Below are 17,935 nucleotides of genomic sequence, written 5' to 3'. Positions count from 1 at the left end.
TTTTTTTGTCAAAACCTGAAAATCAAGTCCTGCGGATATTCAGCTCAGAAATAAGCTTTGAAACATAAGTGCGCTGAATATCAAGAATTTTTGCGGCGGCAGTCTGATTCCAATTCGTTTCCCTTAGAATTCGCTCAACATATTGTTTTTTAAATTCCGAAAGCGCGTTCTTTAAACTGCGGTCTTTCATAAGCGAAAGTTCTTCTGCGCAGTTTTTAATTTCAGTGTTTTCCTGCAAATTTTCAGAATCCACAGGAAGCCTCAAATCATTCAGCTGAATAAAAGGCGGATTCCCGATTATGCAGGCCCGCTCAATTGTATTTTCTAGCTCGCGGATATTTCCCGGCCACATATAAGAATAAATCGCTTTTTTTGCGGCTTCTGAAAAACCAAGAAATTCCTTGTGTATTTCAGCCTTGAATTTATTCAAAAAGAATTCGCATAAATCTTCAAGCTCATCTCTGCGTTCTCTCAAAGGCGGAACTGCAATCGGAAGAACATTCAGCCTAAAATACAAGTCGCTTCTAAAAGTTCCTTCCTTTATCATTGCTTCCAAGTCGCGGTTTGTTGCAGCAATGATTCTTACATCAACTGAAATCGTGTCGCAAGAGCCAACACGCTCAAACTTTTTTTCCTGAATCACACGCAAAAGCTTAGCCTGCAAATCAAAAGGCAGCTCGCCAATCTCATCAAGAAAAATTGTTCCGCCGTCAGCCATTTCAAACCGGCCTTTTCTTGCGGAAACAGCATCGGTAAAAGCGCCTTTCACGTGTCCAAAGAATTCAGACTCAAGCAAAGACGGACTTAATGAAGCGCAGCTCACGCGGACAAACGGCTTGTTTTTTCTGTTGCTCAAAAGATGAATCTGCTCTGCAAAAAGCTCCTTGCCGACTCCGCTTTCACCGGTAATCAAGACAGAAGAATTAATCGCAGAAGCACGCTTTATGTTTTCAATTAACGAAAGAACAAGAGGATTTCGCGCAATAAAAGGATGGTAATCTTTGCCGGCGTCAACTACATACTGAAGCGCATTAAGCTGAACTTTATTTTTCCTGTAGCGTAAGGCATTTTGGTAAGCAACAGCCGCCTGTTCACCCAAAAGCTCAAGAATTTCAAGGTCGTCAGCAGTGAAGTCGCCGTTATTTTCCTTATTAATCAGCTCAATAACACCAACGCAATCACCTTTCACGCTCATAGGAAAAGCAATCATGTTTCTTGTAACATATTTTGTTGTGTTTTGAACTGTGGAATTAAAACGCGGATCACTGTTTACATCGTTGATAATGACCGACTGGCAATTTTCCGCAACCCAGCCAGCGATTGATTCTTTTTCAACAAGGATTTTTTTAACTTCGGAATTTTTAGGACCAAGACTGATATAAAATTCCAGTGAATTGATTTCTTTCCGCACAAGAAGAAGAGATGCGGCTTCACATTTGACCATAAGCATTGCTGATTCCAAAATTGAAACCAGCAATGTATCTGGATCTGCATAATTTAAATTTATGCGTGTATTGATTTCAATGAGTGACTTTAGCCTGTCTAAAGAAATCAAACTGTTTCCACTCATTGATTTTGTTTTTTACTCTGCGTGGCTCTTTACGCTGTCGCCAATTGTGTAAGCTCTGTCATCATTGCTAGAAGACATATACTGTGAAATTTCAGCACGATCCTGAGCTCTCTTGTATTCTTTTACAGAGAAAGCAACGCGCTCTTTGTCCACATCAATTGAAACAACATAAACGTTAACTTTATCGCCAACATTGTATTTCTTTACAGCTTCCTCAAACGGAACATCACGGTCATCGCTAAGGTTTGCTTTATTAACAAGACCTTCAATTCCATTAGGAGCTTTTACAAAGATTCCAAAGTCATTGATAGAAGTAACTTCGCCCTCAAGAGTTCCGCCAACTCTATATTCCTCAGCAAAAGCCTTCCAAGGATTGTCTGTAAGCTGCTTTACACCAACACGAATCCTGTGGTTTTCCGGATCGCAGTCCAAAACAACAACATCCAAAGGCTGGTCAACTTTGATTTCGCTTCCAGGATGCTTGATTTTCTTTGTCCAAGAAAGATCTTCGCCAGCAAGGAAAGCATCAATGCCTTCTTCAAGCTGAACAAATGCACCGCTGTTTGCAATCTTTACAACTTTTCCAGAAACCTTTGTTCCAACAGGATATTTGTCAGCAATTGAATCCCAAGGATTTTCTGTAACTTGCTTAAGACCAAGAGAAACGCGTCCGCCCTGAATGTCATAGCCAAGAATCATGCATTCAACTTCATCGCCTTCTTTTACCATGTCAGACGGTTTGTTGATTTTCTTTGTCCAGCTGAATTCAGAAATATGGGCAAGACCTTCAATTCCCTCTTCAAGCTCAATGAATGCGCCGAAATCAGGAACTTTTGTAACTTTTCCCTTTACAATATCATTTACATGGTACTTTTCTTCAAAGTGAACCCACGGATCTTCTGTAAAATGCTTAAGAGAAAGGTTGATTCTCTTTCCCTCCGGATCAAGGCGGATAACCTTAAGTTCAATTTCCTGGCCTTTTTTTACAAAATCCTTTGGACGAGTTACGTGTCCCCAGCTCATGTCATTGATATGAAGAAGACCGTCAAATCCACCAAGATCAATAAACGCGCCGAAACTTGTGAATGACTTTACAACACCTTTTACAGTGTCGCCAATCTTTACAGTCTCAAAGAATTTATCGCGGTTTTCGTTAATCTGCTCTTCAAGATATTTGCGGCGGTTTACAACAACATTGCGCTTGCCGTTGCTATAAAGACGCTCAACATAGAACTTAGACTTTACGCCGATAAGCTTGTCTTCTTTTTCAACTTTCTGAGCATCTGCCTGGCTGATTGGAAGGAATGCTGAAATTCCACCGCCAAGATTAACCATATATCCGCCTTTTGTAACAGAAGAAATAACACCTTCTACAGGAGTTTTCTGTTCAGCAGCAACTTTGAGTTCTTCCCAAAGGCGTTTTTCATCGGCCTTCTGCTTTGAAACAACAGGACCGTTTTTTCCAAACTGGCTTACGAGATATACTGTAATTACATCTCCCTCTTTTGGAAGATTGCCAGCAAATTCAGATACAGGAATTTTTCCTTCTGACTTGCAGTTTACGTCAACGAATACAATATCATCTGTAACTTGAACAACAGTAGCCTTTACATTGGCACCGTCTTCAACCGGCTCCATGTTATTAATAGATGCTTCTAATTGTGTGTAAATGTTGTCGGAGCCCTGGGCACCATTCTTTTCCACTTCCTTTTCCATAGCAAACCCTTTTGATTTTATTTTGCTTTCAATTATCGCACAAACATCATTTATGGTCAAGTCAGAAGTGTCAATATAGAATGCGTCTTTTGCTTTTTTTAGCGAGCCTTCAGCTTTGTTTCTGTCCATTTCATCACGCTTGATTATGGCGGCTTTTATTTCTTCAAGTGAAAGTCCGCTGACTCTCTGATCAAAACGCCTCTTTGCCTGAACATCAATGCTGGCATCAAGGTAAAACTTGAATTCCGCGTCGGGAAACACAACAGTTGTCATGTCCCTGCCCTCGCAAATTATGCTAAGACTTTTTACAATCTGCCTCATTCTTGAATTTACAAAATGCCGAAGCTCAACAAAAGAAGAAACTTTTGAAACATTCGCGTCAACCTTGTCCTGATGAAGCAAATCGTCAACGTCTTTTCCGTTCAGAATCAGCCTTGCATTCACATAGTCAAGCTTCTGTTTTTTTGCAAAGTCAACCACGGATTTTTCATCGTCAAGATTTATCCCGGAATCAAGCAAAGCAAGTGTAAGCGCGCGGTAAAAACTTCCGCTGTTCAAATATGTAAGATTCAAGTCTTTTGCAACTTTTCCAGCAACTGTGCTTTTTCCTGTTCCTGCAGGACCGTCTATAGCAACAACCATAACAACCTCTTTTTTTAATTTTTGCAAAGTCTAAGAAGGGCTTTAACTTCGTCTTGAGTCAAATCCCTGAACTGTCCAAACTGAAGTTCTCCGACTCCAACGCAGCCAATTCTTATGCGCATAAGGCTTTTTATTCCAACTTCATATTTTTCAAACACACGGCGGATTTCGCGGTTTTTTCCTTCAACAAGAACAATTCTCATTCTATGCGAATTTAGCTCGCGGGCATCTTTGCAGCGGTAGAAAACTCCGTCGATTCTGATTCCGTCCATAAAATCATCTGCAAGGAAACGCGGCATAGGAAGGCTTGTGTCTACAATGTATTCTTTTTCAAGTTCCGCGGAAGGATGGGAAAGTTTCGCGGCAAAGTCTCCGTCATTTGTAAAAATGATAAGACCGCTTGAAAACATATCAAGCCTGCCCACATTGTAAAGACGCTCCGAATAAGCTTCTTTAAGCAAATCAGCAGCAACAGGACGGCCTTTTTCATCGCTTGCGGAACAAACATATCCAGAAGGCTTATTTAAAAGAACATAACGCTTTTTTTCTTCAAGATGGATTTCTTTTTCATCTACACAGACTTTGTCTTGCGCGCTGACTTTAGTTCCAAGCTCTGTTACGACAGTTCCATTTACGGTAACACGTCCGGCGCAGATAATCACTTCGCTGGCACGGCGGCTTGCAACACCGCATTTCGCCATGTACTGCTGAAGGCGCATAACGTCTTCTTTTCTATCTTTTGAATTATTAACGGGCAAGTTCGAACCTCTCGCTTTCTTTTTCGTCAAGTTGCGGCAAATCGGCAATGCTCTGCAAATGGAAGAATTCAAGGAACTCTTTTGTTGTGCCGTACATGACAGGTTTTCCGGGAATATCTTTTTTTCCGACTTCCTTTATAAATTTTCTGTCAAGCAAAACACGCATCATGTTGTCAACATTTACATGGCGGATGCTTTCGATTTCCGCTCGCGTTATAGGCTGACTGTAAGCAATTATCGACAAAGTTTCAATAGCGGCGCGGCTCAATCTGCCTTCATTCTTTTTTCCATACCGCTCTTTCACAAAGTCAAAGCATTCTCTTTTTGGCGTAAGAGTCCAGCCTCCGATAATCATAGAAAGCTCAATTCCTGAATCCGCATTTGAATATTTTTCTTTTAAACGCTCAATGCATTCTTCAATTACATTAGGAGCCATTTTTGTTATCTTTGAAAGATTTTCAACACTCTGAGGCTCGCTTTCCAGAAAAAGAACAGTTTCCAAAAGCGCAGTTTCTGTATCAAGATTTAACTCTGCTCGGCGTTTTTCAAGGTCGTTTTCAGCTTCATCCAAAGTATCTTCTGAAGCCTCTATATTTTCATTTACTTCTTTTTTTTCCTCTGAAATCATGCCGCTTTCTGCTTCCTGCATATTTTTATATCTCCAAACATTTTATTTTGATATATTTCAACTAAATTCAATTTTACCGCTTCAAGAATCGCCATAAAAGCGCAAATCACGTCAAGTTCGTTGCCTTTTCTGGTTATCAAGTCTGTAAACATACATTCACTTTTCTTTTCCAGAAGCTCGTTTATCAAGGCGATTTTTTCATTCGGAACAATATCCTCGCCCATGTTCAAAAGACGCTCGTCCGGATTCACATTTGTAAGATTCCTAAAAATCTTCTGCATATCCTGAAGCAAAGCCCAAGTGTCCATTTTTTTCCACTGGGAATCATCTTCGTCAAACGGAAGCGTTCTTTCTATTTTCTTACGTTCAAAACTCCATTCGCTCTGCTCTTCCTGCTCTTCCATTAAAACAGAAAGCTTTTTAAAACGCTGATATTCAATAAGCTGCTCAACAAGCTCTTCACGTGGATCTTCCATGCTTTCATCGTCATCGTAGCGGACTTCAACAGGCAGAAGAAGGCGGCTCTTTATGCACGCAAGCTTTGCAGCCCAAAGATAGAATTCGCTCAAATCCTGCAAGTCAAGCTCCACAGCATAGTCAAGGTAGTCCTGAAACTGCTCTGTAATTTCCGCAATCGGAATGTCATAGATATTTATTTTATTTTCGCGGATAAGGCTCCATAAAAGGTCAAGAGGTCCTTCAAATGTTCCTGCCATGAATTTTCTATGGCAAACTGTCCGTTCTTGTTCCATTTTGCGCTCCGAAGCAATATTTTTAAAACGGACAATACATTTCTACCCGCTGATCCTTTAAAAGCTCCAGTTTTTTTCCGTAGAATTCTATGTCCGCTTTATTAACATCGGCATTTTTTTGCAAAACTTCAAGAAAAGGCGCAAGAACAAACGCTCTTTCTAAAAGACGCTCATGCGGAATCACAAGATTTTCTTTTTTTACAGTTTGATTTCCAAAAAGTTCTATGTCAATGTCCAAGGAGCGCGGGCCGTTTCTAAATTCAAGGCTTCTGTCGCGTCCGAATTTCTGTTCAATTGAATGGATTTTTTCAAGAAGAGAATCAGGAGTTCCGCTGAAATTTCCAACGGCAACCATATTATAAAAATCATCTTGCTCGCAGACATACATAGCCGCAGTTCTATATATAGAAGAAACTTTAAGCTCATGTATAAAATCTGCAAGGCAAGAGCAGGCTCTTTTTAAAAGCTCAAAGGAAGAAAACGCCCCGAAACTTTTATTAGAGCCAAGCCCCAAAACAACACGTTCCATAAAACCTAGAAAAGCTCGTCTGGAACAGGCTTGTCTTCCGAAGCGGCTTTTGCAAGGCTTGCTGCCTTTGACTTTGTCGTTTTCGCAGGCTTTTCTTCTGTGGCAGGAGCAACAGGAGCTTTTTCAGCTGATTTTTCTTCTTTTGCAGGAGATTCAGCAATAGAGCCAGTCCCAACGCCTTTTGCCCGCATTTCCTTTTCGTACTGAAGAATCTGCTCTTTTGTTACAACTTCGCCTTCTTTGGTGCGTAAAACCTGTCCGGGGAAAATCTTTTCACGCAGAGTATTTTCAAGCTCCATTTTAAATGCCGGATTATTTTCTATATAAGCAACCGCGTTTTCCTTTCCCTGACCGACTTTTTCGTCTCCTTTTGTGTACCAGGCACCGCGCTTGTCTATAAGCCCGTGCTTTACAGAAGAGTCCAAAATAGATGCGGCAGAAGAAATTCCTTTTCCGAAGTAAATATCAAGCTCAACTTTGCGGAAAGGCGGCGCAACTTTGTTCTTTACAATTTTTACACGCACGCGGTTTCCTACAGCATCTTCTTCGCCCTTGCCGTCAATTGATTCAATTCTGCGGATTTCAAGACGAATGGAAGAATAGAATTTCAGCGCATTTCCGCCTGTTGTAGTTTCAGGGTTTCCAAACATAACGCCAATTTTCATGCGAATCTGGTTTATAAAGACCACAATGCACTTGCTCTTTCCGACAATAGCGGTAAGTTTTCTAAGAGCCTGGCTCATAAGACGAGCCTGAAGCCCCATGACGGAATCTCCCATCTCGCCTTCAATTTCTTTTTGAGGAGTAAGGGCGGCAACTGAATCCACAACAATTATGTCAACTGCGCCAGAACGCACAAGGTTTTCGCAAATTTCAAGAGCCTGCTCACCTGTATCCGGCTGGCTCACCCAAAGCTCGTCAATGTTCACACCAAGATTTTTGGCATAAACAGGGTCTAAAGCGTGCTCAGCGTCAATAAAAGCCGCAATTCCGCCAAGTTTTTGAGCCTCAGCAACAGCATGAAGCGCAAGAGTAGTTTTTCCAGAACTTTCAGGACCGTACATTTCAATTACACGTCCACGCGGATAGCCTCCGATTCCAAGAGCTTCGTCAAGCAAGATTGAGCCTGAAGGAACAACGTCAATAGAAGCAGTGTCTGTTTTTGTTCCAAGCTTCATCAAAGAGCCTGTTCCAAACTGCTTTTCAATCTGAAGCCTTGCAGCTTCCAAGGCCTTTAGTTTTTCCGACATTTCAACCGGAAACTTTTCTTCTGTCTTAGCCATTTTTTTCTCCAATATAACAGCAGGAATAAAATCTTAAACAGAAAGCAGCGGAAACAAAAGTTCAAAACTTTCTATTTAAGATTTTATAACTTTATATACATTTTTTTTAATTTTATGCACTGAATTTAAAAAATTCCTTGAAAATATACCATAAAAAAAAATAGTTTTAAAGTGGGAGAAAAAAGACAAAGGACTTTTGTTAGGGGGTCTGACAAAAATCCTTTGCAATGACGCCTGACATGAACACACAAGGAGGTCTTGCAAGCATTTGTCAGGTGGTGGTACCAATAATATGTTAGACTATTTGAAGTGCACACGCAAGGGCATGATGCAGAATGCTATTTTGCAGTACGAACAACGCGGAAACCGTAGTCAGCATTGTCAGTCTCATCACGATAATACGGATAGTAACGTTGCCGATCATAAATATAATAGAAACTGTCTATTGCTTCATGCCAGCCGCCACCACGAAGACAACGCATAGGAACAGTGCCAGGAATAAAACCGGACGATTTACCTGTGGCAGGAGTATCAATTGATATAGTATAATCATGGAAGTCCCAGCACCATTCATTAACATTTCCTGTCATATCATAAAGTCCATAGCCGTTGGCTTTCTTTGTTTTTACATCTCTTGTTCCGTAAGTATTTCCTGTACACCATGCAACATCATTAATAGTATCACCGCCGGCATATTTGTAGCTTTCACCTCCGCGAGCTGCCCATTCCCATTCTGCTTCGGTCGGAAGGCGGTAGCCGTTCGCAGTAAAATCGCATGTTACAGCAGCCCAGGTGCTATCGTTTGAAGTCGGCACATTTCCCCAATCACTAGGATTTTTTGAACCACTTATCGTATAGCAAGGCGTTAAATTTTCTTTTATTGAACGTTTATTGCAATAGACAATAGCATCGTACCAGTTGATAGTTACAGGGTTGTTTCCTGCTTCATTGTCTGCAAGCTCGTTACCGTCCTTATCGAACATAATTACATAATTAGGATAGATTTGTCCAACAATTGACTTGTATTCAGCCCTTGTTATCTCATGATCGCTCATATAGAATGAAGAAATTTCAAGTTTACGTCCGCTTATAAACACTTCTGATTCTGGAGTCCAAGTTTCTGTTCCTGTAATTGACACAGCAGGAATTTTCACAAAGTCTTCTGGTATCCTGCTTGAAGTTCCTCCCGAACCTGAACCGCTAATTGTTACATCATCTGAACTGCTGTCATTATCTCCACTGCTGCATCCTGCAAACGAAAATGCCAAAGCAAAAACCGCAAGTATAGACAAAATCTTAGTAATCTTTTTCATAGGCTTACCCTTAAAATGGATTCCGCTGAAAAAAATTCAGCAACGCTTATTGTACCCCCCCCGGGATTTGTCAAGTACTTTTGAAAATTTTTGAATAAAAAAAACAAAACTTGCCTTTTTAGAAAATTTCAAGTATTATTTTTTTAGAAGATTTCTGTATTAATAGAAGTTTTCCACACACACAAACCGAGGTATTTTATGGCTTACAAAATTTCATCGGACTGCATCAACTGCGGAGCATGCGAAGGCGAATGCCCTTCAGAAGCAATCAGCGAAGTAAACGACAAGCGTCAGATTAATGCTGACAACTGCGTAAGCTGCGGATCATGCGCTTCTGTATGTCCAGTTGGAGCAATCTCAGAAGAGTAACAGCCACAAGCTGTTAAAGAACAAGGCTGTTCAGGAATATTTTCTTGAGCAGCTTTTTTTATGAAGAAAAAACTTTTTTTTATCGCAGGAACATTTTTTTCACTTTTTTGTGTATGGGCGCAAAGTTTTCCGCAAATTCCGTCCTTGGAATCGCGCGACTTTCTTTTTTCCCAGTACCAGCAGGAAGTCCAGCAATGCCAGAAAGATTTTTTCAAGTCAAACACAAGCGTTCCGACTTTCTATTCATACAAAGCAAAAAAAGGCGACACAATTTTTACCGTGGCGGCAAGGTGCAGCATCTGGCAGGAAACTTTGTCAACCGCAAATTCCATAGAAAACAGCGGCGAGCTTCTTGAAGGCAAAACAATAACTCTTCCTTCCGCGAACGGACTTTTTATCCCGGAATCTCCTGCCACTTCCATTGAATTTCTACTTGCAAACGAGCATAAAGAAAAAATTTCGCAGGGAGCTTTTGAGCAGTACAAAATAAACTCAAGAATTTTCTATTTTATTCCCGGAGAAAGATTCAGTCCAGCTGAACGGGCGTATTTTTTAAATCCCGGAATGTCCATGCCGCTAGAAAAAAGCATTTTGACTTCCGACTACGGAAAAAGACAAAGCCCCATAACAGGCAGATGGCAGTTTCACAAAGGAATTGACCTTGCAGCTCCGGCGGGAACAACTGTATTTGCCTGCAAGACTGGAACTGTAAAATCCGTGGAAAGAGGAAACAGAATCTACGGAAACTATATCATAATTTCCCACGCAGGCGGAATGGAAAGCACCTATGCACATCTTTCAGAAATCCTAGTTGAAGAAGGAGAAGCAGTTTCAACAGGGCAGAAAATCGGCAAAGTCGGAACAACAGGACTTTCAACAGGTCCGCACCTTCACTTTGAAATAAAGCAGAACGGCTCTTCATTAAATCCCGGAAAATACTTAAAATAAAAGAAATTACACTAGAAATATAGAAGATTTAAGATTATAATATCAACATGAAATCTTGCATTGGCAGAAAAAACAAAAAAGTTTTCTCTTTGATGCTTTTGGCTTTCTGCGGAATTTTTCTGCTAAACGCCGAGCCTTTCCGTGTGCGCAAGACAAATTTAATTGCAATCGATTCACTTTTTGAAAAAAAATCAGTTGAAGCCGGCGTAAACGATGCGGTTGTAATAAAACTTCCGGAAGACAAAACCTTTATAGAAGGAATTGAAATTTCAATAAAAGTTCCAAAAATAGTCGCTGAGTGGCGGGATTCCGTTGCCTGGTCTTTGTATTCAGGAATTTCTCCAGCTCCAGACGCCAAGCTGATTGACTACAACGGAACAAGGGCGGAAGTCGGAACGTTCGGCGAAAGTTTAAGTTTTAATATAAAAGTTCCAACCAATAAAAACAGTTCAATAAAAAGCGACGCATATTCGTACACGGCGCAGATGATTCCTGCAAATGCCGACGGATTTTTGTTCTTCAGGCTTCAGCTTGCGATGAAAGGCTCAAGCGATTCCATTTCAAAGTCAAAATTCAGCGTGTGCGCATATCCGATTCTTTCAAATGAAGGAAAAATTTCGCTTGCCATAAATTCTCCAGAAAACGAAGAAGCAAAAGAATTCACTGTTTTTGTTGACGGAAAGCAGTCGGAGCTTGGAAAAAAAGACATTCTTGTTCCAGCAGGAAGCCATAACGTAAACATTGTAAGCGACTTTTACCGCAATGAAGTGCGAACAGTGAGCGTTGAGCAGGCAAAGACTTCAAATATTGAAATTTCGCTTAGGGAAATAAAGCCGATAATCAGACTCATTGCGCCTGAAGGCACAAAAATAACATTCGACAATGACGAATACACAGCTCCAGTAGAACAGTTCTACACAACGTGCGGCGACCACACCGTAAAATTCATTGTGGGCGACTACGAAATAACAAAGACAGTTTCCGCATTGGACGGACGAAGCTACAACATTTCTGTAAACATTGACGCAAATATTGAAGAAACAGACGAATAAAGCCGCAAATTCAACAAATATTTAAACAGTAAAAAAACAATTCAAGAAAAACGGAATGCGCTCCGATATATAAATTACCAGGTGTTCAATTTATCCCCTCCCACCCATTGGAGCCTGGATGCCAAAAGGCATGGCCGGTGTAAAAGCCGGTCTTTTTATTTTAAAGACAGTTTGCTTTTTTAATGCAATTGGATTATCATTCTTTTAGAGGTAAAAATGCCAGAAACAAAAAACAGCCAGAACGATCAGATTAAAGAAATATGTATGCTTCTTTCAAAAATTCAGGACGAAAATCTTATATTTGATTTTTTCGGCTGTCTTTTTACAAAGTCTGAATTGAAGGATTTTTCCAAGAGATGGAGCCTTGTAAAGGAACTTGACGAAGGAACAACCCAGCGCGAAATTGCAAAAAAATACAATTTGTCTTTGTGCAACATCACGAGAGGTTCCAGAGAAATGAAAAAGGAAAATTCAGCGTTCCAAAAAGTTCTTGCCCTCTTGAAATCGCTGAAATAATATTTATCTTAGTTTTTGTTTATAATTTTTGTCTGAACTTTTCCTGTCGCAATTTCAATAAAGCGCACAAAAAGCGAAACTTTGTTGTCTTCGTTCAAGTTTTCCCAAATTGAATTTGCAGTTTCTTCTATAGAAGTTCCGTCCAGCTCCAAAATCTCAGGCTCGCCTTCAAAGCTAGGAAGAGGATTTCCGTTCTGCATATAAGTGTGAATGTAGCGGCCGATTCCTGCGCGCGGATTTTCAAAGTCAAAAGTGTATCTGTTTACAGAAGATTCGTTTCCGCAGTCGCTTTTTAAAATCGACATTGAAAAATTAAAACTGCCGTTTTCAACTTCAAGCAAGGCTGAAATGCGTGGTGTAAAATTCGGAGAATCAGGCTCAAACTTTCTTGACTGCAAGGATTTTTCAAAGCTAAGTCCGTTTTTAAGTCCGTCGTAAACTGTGTCTGTCTGGTCGCCGTTTGTTACAATTGTCTTTGAGCCAAGAACTTTTACAGGCGCATAAATTATAAGGCTTGGGTCTGTAAGTTTTGAAGGGTCAAATGCCTGCGTGCGGATTCCGTTTCCGTCTTCCACAAAAATTCTATTGCGGCTGTTTTCGCTTCTCCCCATAATCCAATATGCAGAAACCGCATAATTTCCGTCTGCGGATTTTCCTACAATAATTCCGCGTCCTGGATATTCGTTTTTAGAAAGAGCCTCTTTCAATGTTTTTTGAATCATAATTCCTCCGAATGAATTTAGTATAGCATGAAACTGAAACTTTGTGTATTGAAAGACAAAATGCGCAGAAAAGTTTCTACATTGACACTTGCATTTTACAATGATAAAATAGTTTCACTTCTATTTATATATAAAAAGGATGAATCTTCTTATGGATCAAGAAAACAAAATCACTGAACAGAAAACAAAAAAAGACAGTTCAAAAATCGGAGCTGTAATCATACTTGTAATTTCGGCGCTGGTATTTCTTCCCTTTGGAGCAAGCGCAGTTTTTCAGTCAATTTTTAACAAGCAGAAGGTAAGCTCTTACGGTTCTTACAACGGAAAAAACATAACTTACGAGCCGGGTTCAAAGTTCTTTATTACAGTTTCAAATCTTGCGCAGTCATATCAGGCTGGCGGATACAAAGTTGATGAAAATTCCTACTACCGCATTATGAGAGAAGCTTTTTATCAGACTGTAATCAACATGGCGTTCACTGATTCAGTAAAAAAATCAGGCTACATAGTTCCAAAAGAAGCTGTAAACAGAGCCGTAATTGAAAGATTCACAGATCCTTCAACAGGAAAATTCTCACAGAAAGCTTACAATCAGGCGAGCGCAGTTGATCTTGAAAAACTAAGAAAGGACATCGAAGAAAGCCTTGTTTACAGACGCTATTTCTACGATTTGTTCGGAACTGACAACGAAGTTTCTTTCAACGGAACTGAATTGTACGGACTTAAAAGAAGCGGCGCGGAAAAGAAATTTCTTGCTTCAATGGGAGCGGAAAAACATTCATTTGACGCAGTTGCATTCAGCACTTCAAATTTTCCAAAAGAAGAAGCTGTAAAATTCGGAAAAGAAAATGCTGAGAAATTCATCAAATACGACCTTTCTGTAATTACTGTTGACGATGAGCAGGAAGCAAAGGCTCTTTTGAAGCAGATAAACGGAAACGAAATTACATTTGCAGATGCCGCAAGCGAAAAGTCCCAGAAATATTATTCTGATGCGGAAGGAAAAAATGCCGGCGCATACCGCTATCAAATTGAAAATATGCTTGACAATGCGGATTCACTTGCAGAGCTTGAAAAACTTCAGAAAGATGAAATCAGCGCAGTTATAAAAACAAAACGCGGATATTCAATTTTCAAGTGCGACGGTTCTGTAGCGGCGGCAAACTTTGAAGACAGCGCGGTTCAGGATGCAGTTCTTGGCTACATAAACTCAAATGAAAAAAGCTACATTGAAAACTACTTTCTTGAGATTGCGGAAAACTTTGTTTCAGAAGCCGCCATTTCAAGTTTTGACAGCGCGTGCAAAAAGTTCAATGTGGAAAAAACAGAAGTTCAGCCTTTTCCTGTAAACTATGGAAGCTCAAGCATTTATTCTTCTGTTTCTGAAACTGGACCGCTCGCAAGAATCGCTTCAAATGAAGCTGCGTACAAGACAGCATTTTCTTTAAAGCAGGATGAAATCAGCTCGCCGTTTATTCTTGGTTCAAATGTTCTTGTTCTTAAATGCACAGGTATTCAGACTGAAGAAGTGGAAGATGCAAGCGAAACAGAAATCCGCAACGCAGACTTGAACACAGCAAATTCAGCTCTTTTTGCAAATCCAAAAGTTGTAGACAATTTCTTTGCAACTTACATTACGCTTATGAGCGAAAACAAAAACAGGAAATAAATTGAACGAATCAGTTCAGGAGAAGCCCCGTCTGGTAAGTGCCGGTCAGGGCTTTTCTGTTTTAAAGACAGTAGAATACAAAGGCCGCTTTTTATATTCAAAGTACAATCCTGCAAAGGCAATTGAAGCTAACATAGACAAAATGCAGTTTTTAAGCGGAACACTTGTTGTAATCTGCTCTCCCCTTCTTTGGTACGGAATTGAAAAATTAAAATCACTGCTGCCGGAAAATTGTGAAATCATCGCGCTGGAAAATGACGAGAATCTTTTTGAACTTGCAATGCAAAACAATAGCGCAGACATTCCGTTGTTCAAGTTAAATGAAGGCGAAAAAATAGATTTATTTGTAAGAAACATTTGCAAAGCCGGAAGCATAAAGCGCACATTGAAAATCGACTTTAGCGCGGGAGTAAGTTTTTCAAAAGAAAAGTTTGATTTTACAGTCAACGCAATAAGCGAAATAATCGCTACATTCTGGAAAAACAGAATCACACTTGTAAAATTCGGTCGTCTTTTTTCCAAGAACTTTTTAAGGAACATTGCACGTCTTGAATATTCAAAAACATTGGAAGATGTTGCAAAAACAGTTTCAAAACCGTTGCTAGTTTTGGGCGCAGGCGAAGGACTGGACACTTTACCGTATTCAAGTTTTTCTCCAAACGACTTTTTTATAATCGCAGTTGACGCTGCTTTATCTCCGCTGCTAGCAAGAAACATAACGCCGGACGCAGTTGTTACAATGGAAAGCCAGCTTGCAATTGAAAAAACGTTTTTAGGTGCAAAAAACAAAAAAATTCTTTTGTTTGCAGATTTGTGCGCAAGGCCAGAAGCCACAAAAATTCTTGGCGGAAATATAATCTGGTTTGCGACAAAATATGCGGATGGAATTTTTTTTGATAATCTAAAGAAAGAAAATGTCATTAAAAATTTTATTGAGCCGATGGGCTCTGTTGGGCTTGCGGCAACATACATTGCGCTAAAGCTCAGAAGCAGTTCTTCTGTTCCAGTTTTTGTTGCAGGCTTGGATTTTAGCTACAGCATAGGAACAACGCACGCAAAAGGCACTATGGCTTTAAAGCAACACCTTATAAATTCCAGCAGGCTTTTGCCTATTGAAAACTACGATGCATCTTTTTCCATGGCAGCGCAAACTGTCATTTCAAAAAACGGAAAAAAAATATGCAGCACAAAAATTCTTTTGCAGTACGCTCAGCAGTTCAAGTTGATGTTTAAAAATGAAAAAAATCTTTTTGACTGCTCAAGCACAGGAATAAATCTTGGAATACCTCAAAGCAAACTTTTTACAACAAAAGGAAATCTGCAAAAAGCAAAATGCGAATCGCATAAAAATATTTTTAATTTCTGTGAAAAGGAAAAAAGAAAACTTGAAGAACTTAGAAGCCTGCTTTCAGATGGAGAAAAGTCTCCTTTTAGAAACAACTTGCCTGAAGAAATTTCTCTTAGCGAGCAGATAAAAAAAATTGTAGAAGAACGGGAATATCTTTTTTTGCATTTTCCAGATGGCTACGCATTCAAAATGGAGCAGTCGTTTCTAAAAAGAATCAGGGCAGAAACAGATTTTTTTATAAAGCAGCTTGAAATCGCCATGAGGGAAAACAAGCCGCTTTAATTTTTAAGAGTCTTCTTTTTCCTTTAAGACAGCAAGGAATGCGCTCTGCGGAAGCTCCACGTTTCCGGCCATAAGCATTCTCTTTTTTCCGGCTTTTTGCTTTTCAAGAAGCTTGCGTTTTCTAGTTACGTCTCCGCCGTAGCATTTTGCAAGAACGTCTTTTCTAACAGGATTTACAGTTTCTCTTGCAATTATCTGGCTTCCGATTGCGCCTTGAATTGCAACCTTGAACTGCTGGCGAGCGATTTCTCCTTTTAAGCGTTCACAGACAACTTTTGCGCGCTCAACAGCACTCGGTCTGTAGCAAAGCTGAGCCAATGCGTCAACAGGCTTTGAATTTATTAGAATATCAATTTTTATCAAGTCAGTCGGACGGTAGTCAATAACTTCATAGTCAAAGCTTGCATATCCGCGGCTGTAAGATTTCAGCTTGTCATAAAAGTCAAAAAGAACTTCGGAAAGCGGCATTTCATAAGTAAGCTCAACACGCTTTTCGTCAAGGTACTGCATATTTTTTTGCGTTCCGCGCTTTAGACGGCAAAGTTCCATAATAGAGCCAAGATATTCGGCAGGAGTTATTATTGAAGCTTTTATGTACGGTTCTTGCGACGACTCGATTTTTCCTTCAGGATAGTCAGCAGGATTGTCTACAAAAATTTCTTCGTGGCCGGGAATCTTTACTTTGTACTTTACACTTGGAGCAGTAAAAATTACAATCTGGTCAAAATCCCGCTCAAGGCGTTCCTGAATTATTTCCAAGTGAAGCAATCCCAAAAAGCCGCATCTAAAGCCGTTTCCAAGCGCAAGGGAATTGTCCTTTTCATAAATAAGCGAAGCGTCGTTAAGCTTAAGTTTTTCCATTGCCTCTTTGAGTTCTTCGTAATCATTTGAGTCAATCGGGTAAATCGAAGAGAACACAACTGGCTTTACTTCCTTGAATCCCGGCAAAGGGGAAGCGGCAGGTTTTGAAGCAAGAGTTACAGTGTCGCCAACGCTTACATCGCTTACAGTTTTTATTCCGGCAATAATGTAGCCAACGTCTCCAGCTTCAAGGACTCCAGTTTCTTCATATTTGATTTTGAAAACTCCAACCTGCTCTACTTTGTAATCAGTGTTGTTGCTCATAAAGCGGATTATGTCGCCAGTTTTTACACGGCCTTCCATTACTCTCAAATGCACGATAACACCGCGGTACTCATCATAATGGCAGTCGAAAATCAAAGCCTGAAGCGGCGCATTCACATCACCTTTTGGCGGCGGAAACTTTGTAACAATGGCTTCAAGCAAGTCGTCAATTCCTTCTCCCGTTTTTGCGCTGACAAGCTGAGCTTCAGAAGATTCAAGTCCTAAATCATGGTCGATTTGTTTTTTTACAGATTCAACATCCGCGCTTGCAAGATCGATTTTATTTATGACAGGAACAATCGTCAGGTCGTGCTCCATCGCCATATAAAGGTTGCTAACTGTCTGGCTTTCAACGCCTTGAGTTGCATCAATAAGAAGCAATGCGCCCTCACAAGATGCAATCGCACGGCTTACTTCATAGCTAAAGTCAACGTGTCCCGGCGTGTCAACAAAATTCAGCTCGTAGTCATGTCCGTCTTTTGCCTTGTACGGAATTGTAACGGCCTGGCTTTTTATTGTAATTCCGCGCTCGCGTTCAATATCCATGTTGTCAAGAATCTGATTTTTCATTTGGCGGTCGTCAACAATTTTTGCTTTTTGAATAAGCCTATCTGCCAAAGTTGATTTTCCATGATCAATGTGCGCTGTAATACAAAAGTTCCGTTTATACTTTAATTCTGTCATTTTTATTCCTTTTTTTATTTTTTCAGTTT

16 protein-coding genes are annotated in these 17,935 nt (G+C 40.1%); 6 read left to right on the top strand and 10 right to left on the bottom strand.

Annotated features, from left to right (window positions below; genetic code table 11):
* Positions 1-22: 22 nt before the first annotated feature.
* The 8 genes from Q0H92_RS03325 to Q0H92_RS03290 all read right to left on the bottom strand — a co-directional run bounded on the left by Q0H92_RS03325 (position 23) and on the right by Q0H92_RS03290 (position 9,191).
* Complete coding sequence (locus Q0H92_RS03325) at positions 23-1,570, bottom strand: sigma-54-dependent Fis family transcriptional regulator (protein WP_296011926.1); 1,548 nt, start codon at positions 1,568-1,570, stop codon at positions 23-25.
* Positions 1,571-1,582: 12 nt separating this feature from the next.
* Positions 1,583-3,928: a 30S ribosomal protein S1 gene (gene rpsA / locus Q0H92_RS03320; RefSeq protein ID WP_296011922.1), complete on the bottom strand. Its 2,346-nt coding sequence runs from the start codon at positions 3,926-3,928 to the stop codon at positions 1,583-1,585.
* A gap of 14 nt (positions 3,929-3,942) precedes the next feature.
* Positions 3,943-4,647, bottom strand: coding sequence for a pseudouridine synthase (locus tag Q0H92_RS03315; RefSeq protein WP_296012528.1), 705 nt, complete (start codon positions 4,645-4,647; stop codon positions 3,943-3,945).
* Positions 4,648-4,675: 28 nt separating this feature from the next.
* Entirely contained in the window at positions 4,676-5,335 is a 660-nt protein-coding gene (gene scpB, locus Q0H92_RS03310) for an SMC-Scp complex subunit ScpB (RefSeq protein ID WP_296011919.1), read from the bottom strand.
* A complete protein-coding gene (locus Q0H92_RS03305) occupies positions 5,311-6,066 on the bottom strand; it encodes a segregation/condensation protein A (RefSeq protein ID WP_296011916.1) in 756 nt (251 codons plus the stop codon). Before Q0H92_RS03305 ends, scpB begins: the two co-directional genes overlap by 25 nt.
* Positions 6,067-6,088: 22 nt before the next feature.
* Entirely contained in the window at positions 6,089-6,595 is a 507-nt protein-coding gene (gene folK, locus Q0H92_RS03300) for a 2-amino-4-hydroxy-6-hydroxymethyldihydropteridine diphosphokinase (RefSeq protein ID WP_296011913.1), read from the bottom strand.
* Between the two features lie 5 nt (positions 6,596-6,600).
* Positions 6,601-7,878: a recombinase RecA gene (gene recA, locus Q0H92_RS03295; RefSeq protein ID WP_296011910.1), complete on the bottom strand. Its 1,278-nt coding sequence runs from the start codon at positions 7,876-7,878 to the stop codon at positions 6,601-6,603.
* A 338-nt stretch (positions 7,879-8,216) separates the two neighbouring features.
* Positions 8,217-9,191 carry an SUMF1/EgtB/PvdO family nonheme iron enzyme gene (locus tag Q0H92_RS03290; RefSeq protein ID WP_296011907.1) on the bottom strand — a complete coding sequence of 325 codons (975 nt, stop codon included), beginning with the start codon at positions 9,189-9,191 and terminating at the stop codon, positions 8,217-8,219.
* Between the two features lie 198 nt (positions 9,192-9,389).
* On the opposite strand from Q0H92_RS03290, the gene Q0H92_RS03285 reads away from it, so the two are divergent.
* The 4 genes from Q0H92_RS03285 to Q0H92_RS03270 all read left to right on the top strand — a co-directional run bounded on the left by Q0H92_RS03285 (position 9,390) and on the right by Q0H92_RS03270 (position 12,076).
* Positions 9,390-9,560, top strand: coding sequence for a 4Fe-4S binding protein (locus tag Q0H92_RS03285; protein WP_013701985.1), 171 nt, complete (start codon positions 9,390-9,392; stop codon positions 9,558-9,560).
* Positions 9,561-9,620: 60 nt separating this feature from the next.
* Complete coding sequence (locus Q0H92_RS03280) at positions 9,621-10,508, top strand: M23 family metallopeptidase (RefSeq protein ID WP_296011902.1); 888 nt, start codon at positions 9,621-9,623, stop codon at positions 10,506-10,508.
* A 47-nt stretch (positions 10,509-10,555) separates the two neighbouring features.
* On the top strand, positions 10,556-11,560 hold the full coding sequence (locus Q0H92_RS03275; RefSeq protein ID WP_296011900.1) for a hypothetical protein: 1,005 nt from the start codon (positions 10,556-10,558) through the stop codon (positions 11,558-11,560).
* A 216-nt stretch (positions 11,561-11,776) separates the two neighbouring features.
* The gene (locus tag Q0H92_RS03270; protein WP_276779177.1) at positions 11,777-12,076 is read left to right on the top strand and encodes a Trp family transcriptional regulator; all 300 of its coding nucleotides are present in this window, start codon (positions 11,777-11,779) and stop codon (positions 12,074-12,076) included.
* Between the two features lie 8 nt (positions 12,077-12,084).
* Here Q0H92_RS03270 and Q0H92_RS03265 read toward each other — a convergent pair whose 3' ends face one another.
* Positions 12,085-12,798, bottom strand: coding sequence for an IMP cyclohydrolase (locus tag Q0H92_RS03265; RefSeq protein ID WP_296011893.1), 714 nt, complete (start codon positions 12,796-12,798; stop codon positions 12,085-12,087).
* Between the two features lie 151 nt (positions 12,799-12,949).
* Here Q0H92_RS03265 and Q0H92_RS03260 point away from each other — a divergent pair, with 151 nt between their 5' ends.
* A complete protein-coding gene (locus Q0H92_RS03260; RefSeq protein WP_296011890.1) occupies positions 12,950-14,467 on the top strand; it encodes a peptidylprolyl isomerase in 1,518 nt (505 codons plus the stop codon).
* 1 nt (position 14,468) lies between these two features.
* On the top strand, positions 14,469-16,097 hold the full coding sequence (locus Q0H92_RS03255) for a 6-hydroxymethylpterin diphosphokinase MptE-like protein (protein ID WP_296011889.1): 1,629 nt from the start codon (positions 14,469-14,471) through the stop codon (positions 16,095-16,097).
* Between the two features lie 3 nt (positions 16,098-16,100).
* Here Q0H92_RS03255 and lepA read toward each other — a convergent pair whose 3' ends face one another.
* Complete coding sequence (gene lepA, locus Q0H92_RS03250; RefSeq protein ID WP_296011887.1) at positions 16,101-17,906, bottom strand: translation elongation factor 4; 1,806 nt, start codon at positions 17,904-17,906, stop codon at positions 16,101-16,103.
* Positions 17,907-17,935 lie beyond the last annotated feature (29 nt).

The organism is uncultured Treponema sp., assembly GCF_934725225.1.
In the GTDB taxonomy this organism is placed as follows: domain Bacteria; phylum Spirochaetota; class Spirochaetia; order Treponematales; family Treponemataceae; genus Treponema_D.
This window is presented reverse-complemented; position numbering and strand designations above follow the sequence as displayed.

Bases quoted from the DNA above. Each gene is read 5' to 3' on its own strand.
- Q0H92_RS03285 (WP_013701985.1), top strand. From the start codon at position 9,390: ATGGCTTACAAAATTTCATCGGACTGCATCAACTGCGGAGCATGCGAA.
- Q0H92_RS03275 (WP_296011900.1), top strand. From the start codon at position 10,556: ATGAAATCTTGCATTGGCAGAAAAAACAAAAAAGTTTTCTCTTTGATG.
- Q0H92_RS03290 (WP_296011907.1), bottom strand. From the start codon at position 9,191: ATGAAAAAGATTACTAAGATTTTGTCTATACTTGCGGTTTTTGCTTTG.
- Q0H92_RS03280 (WP_296011902.1), top strand. From the start codon at position 9,621: ATGAAGAAAAAACTTTTTTTTATCGCAGGAACATTTTTTTCACTTTTT.
- folK (WP_296011913.1), bottom strand. From the start codon at position 6,595: ATGGAACGTGTTGTTTTGGGGCTTGGCTCTAATAAAAGTTTCGGGGCG.
- scpB (WP_296011919.1), bottom strand. From the start codon at position 5,335: ATGCAGGAAGCAGAAAGCGGCATGATTTCAGAGGAAAAAAAAGAAGTA.
- lepA (WP_296011887.1), bottom strand. From the start codon at position 17,906: ATGACAGAATTAAAGTATAAACGGAACTTTTGTATTACAGCGCACATT.
- recA (WP_296011910.1), bottom strand. From the start codon at position 7,878: ATGGCTAAGACAGAAGAAAAGTTTCCGGTTGAAATGTCGGAAAAACTA.
- Q0H92_RS03305 (WP_296011916.1), bottom strand. From the start codon at position 6,066: ATGGAACAAGAACGGACAGTTTGCCATAGAAAATTCATGGCAGGAACA.
- Q0H92_RS03270 (WP_276779177.1), top strand. From the start codon at position 11,777: ATGCCAGAAACAAAAAACAGCCAGAACGATCAGATTAAAGAAATATGT.
- Q0H92_RS03260 (WP_296011890.1), top strand. From the start codon at position 12,950: ATGGATCAAGAAAACAAAATCACTGAACAGAAAACAAAAAAAGACAGT.
- Q0H92_RS03325 (WP_296011926.1), bottom strand. From the start codon at position 1,570: ATGAGTGGAAACAGTTTGATTTCTTTAGACAGGCTAAAGTCACTCATT.
- rpsA (WP_296011922.1), bottom strand. From the start codon at position 3,928: ATGGTTGTTGCTATAGACGGTCCTGCAGGAACAGGAAAAAGCACAGTT.
- Q0H92_RS03265 (WP_296011893.1), bottom strand. From the start codon at position 12,798: ATGATTCAAAAAACATTGAAAGAGGCTCTTTCTAAAAACGAATATCCA.
- Q0H92_RS03315 (WP_296012528.1), bottom strand. From the start codon at position 4,647: ATGCGCCTTCAGCAGTACATGGCGAAATGCGGTGTTGCAAGCCGCCGT.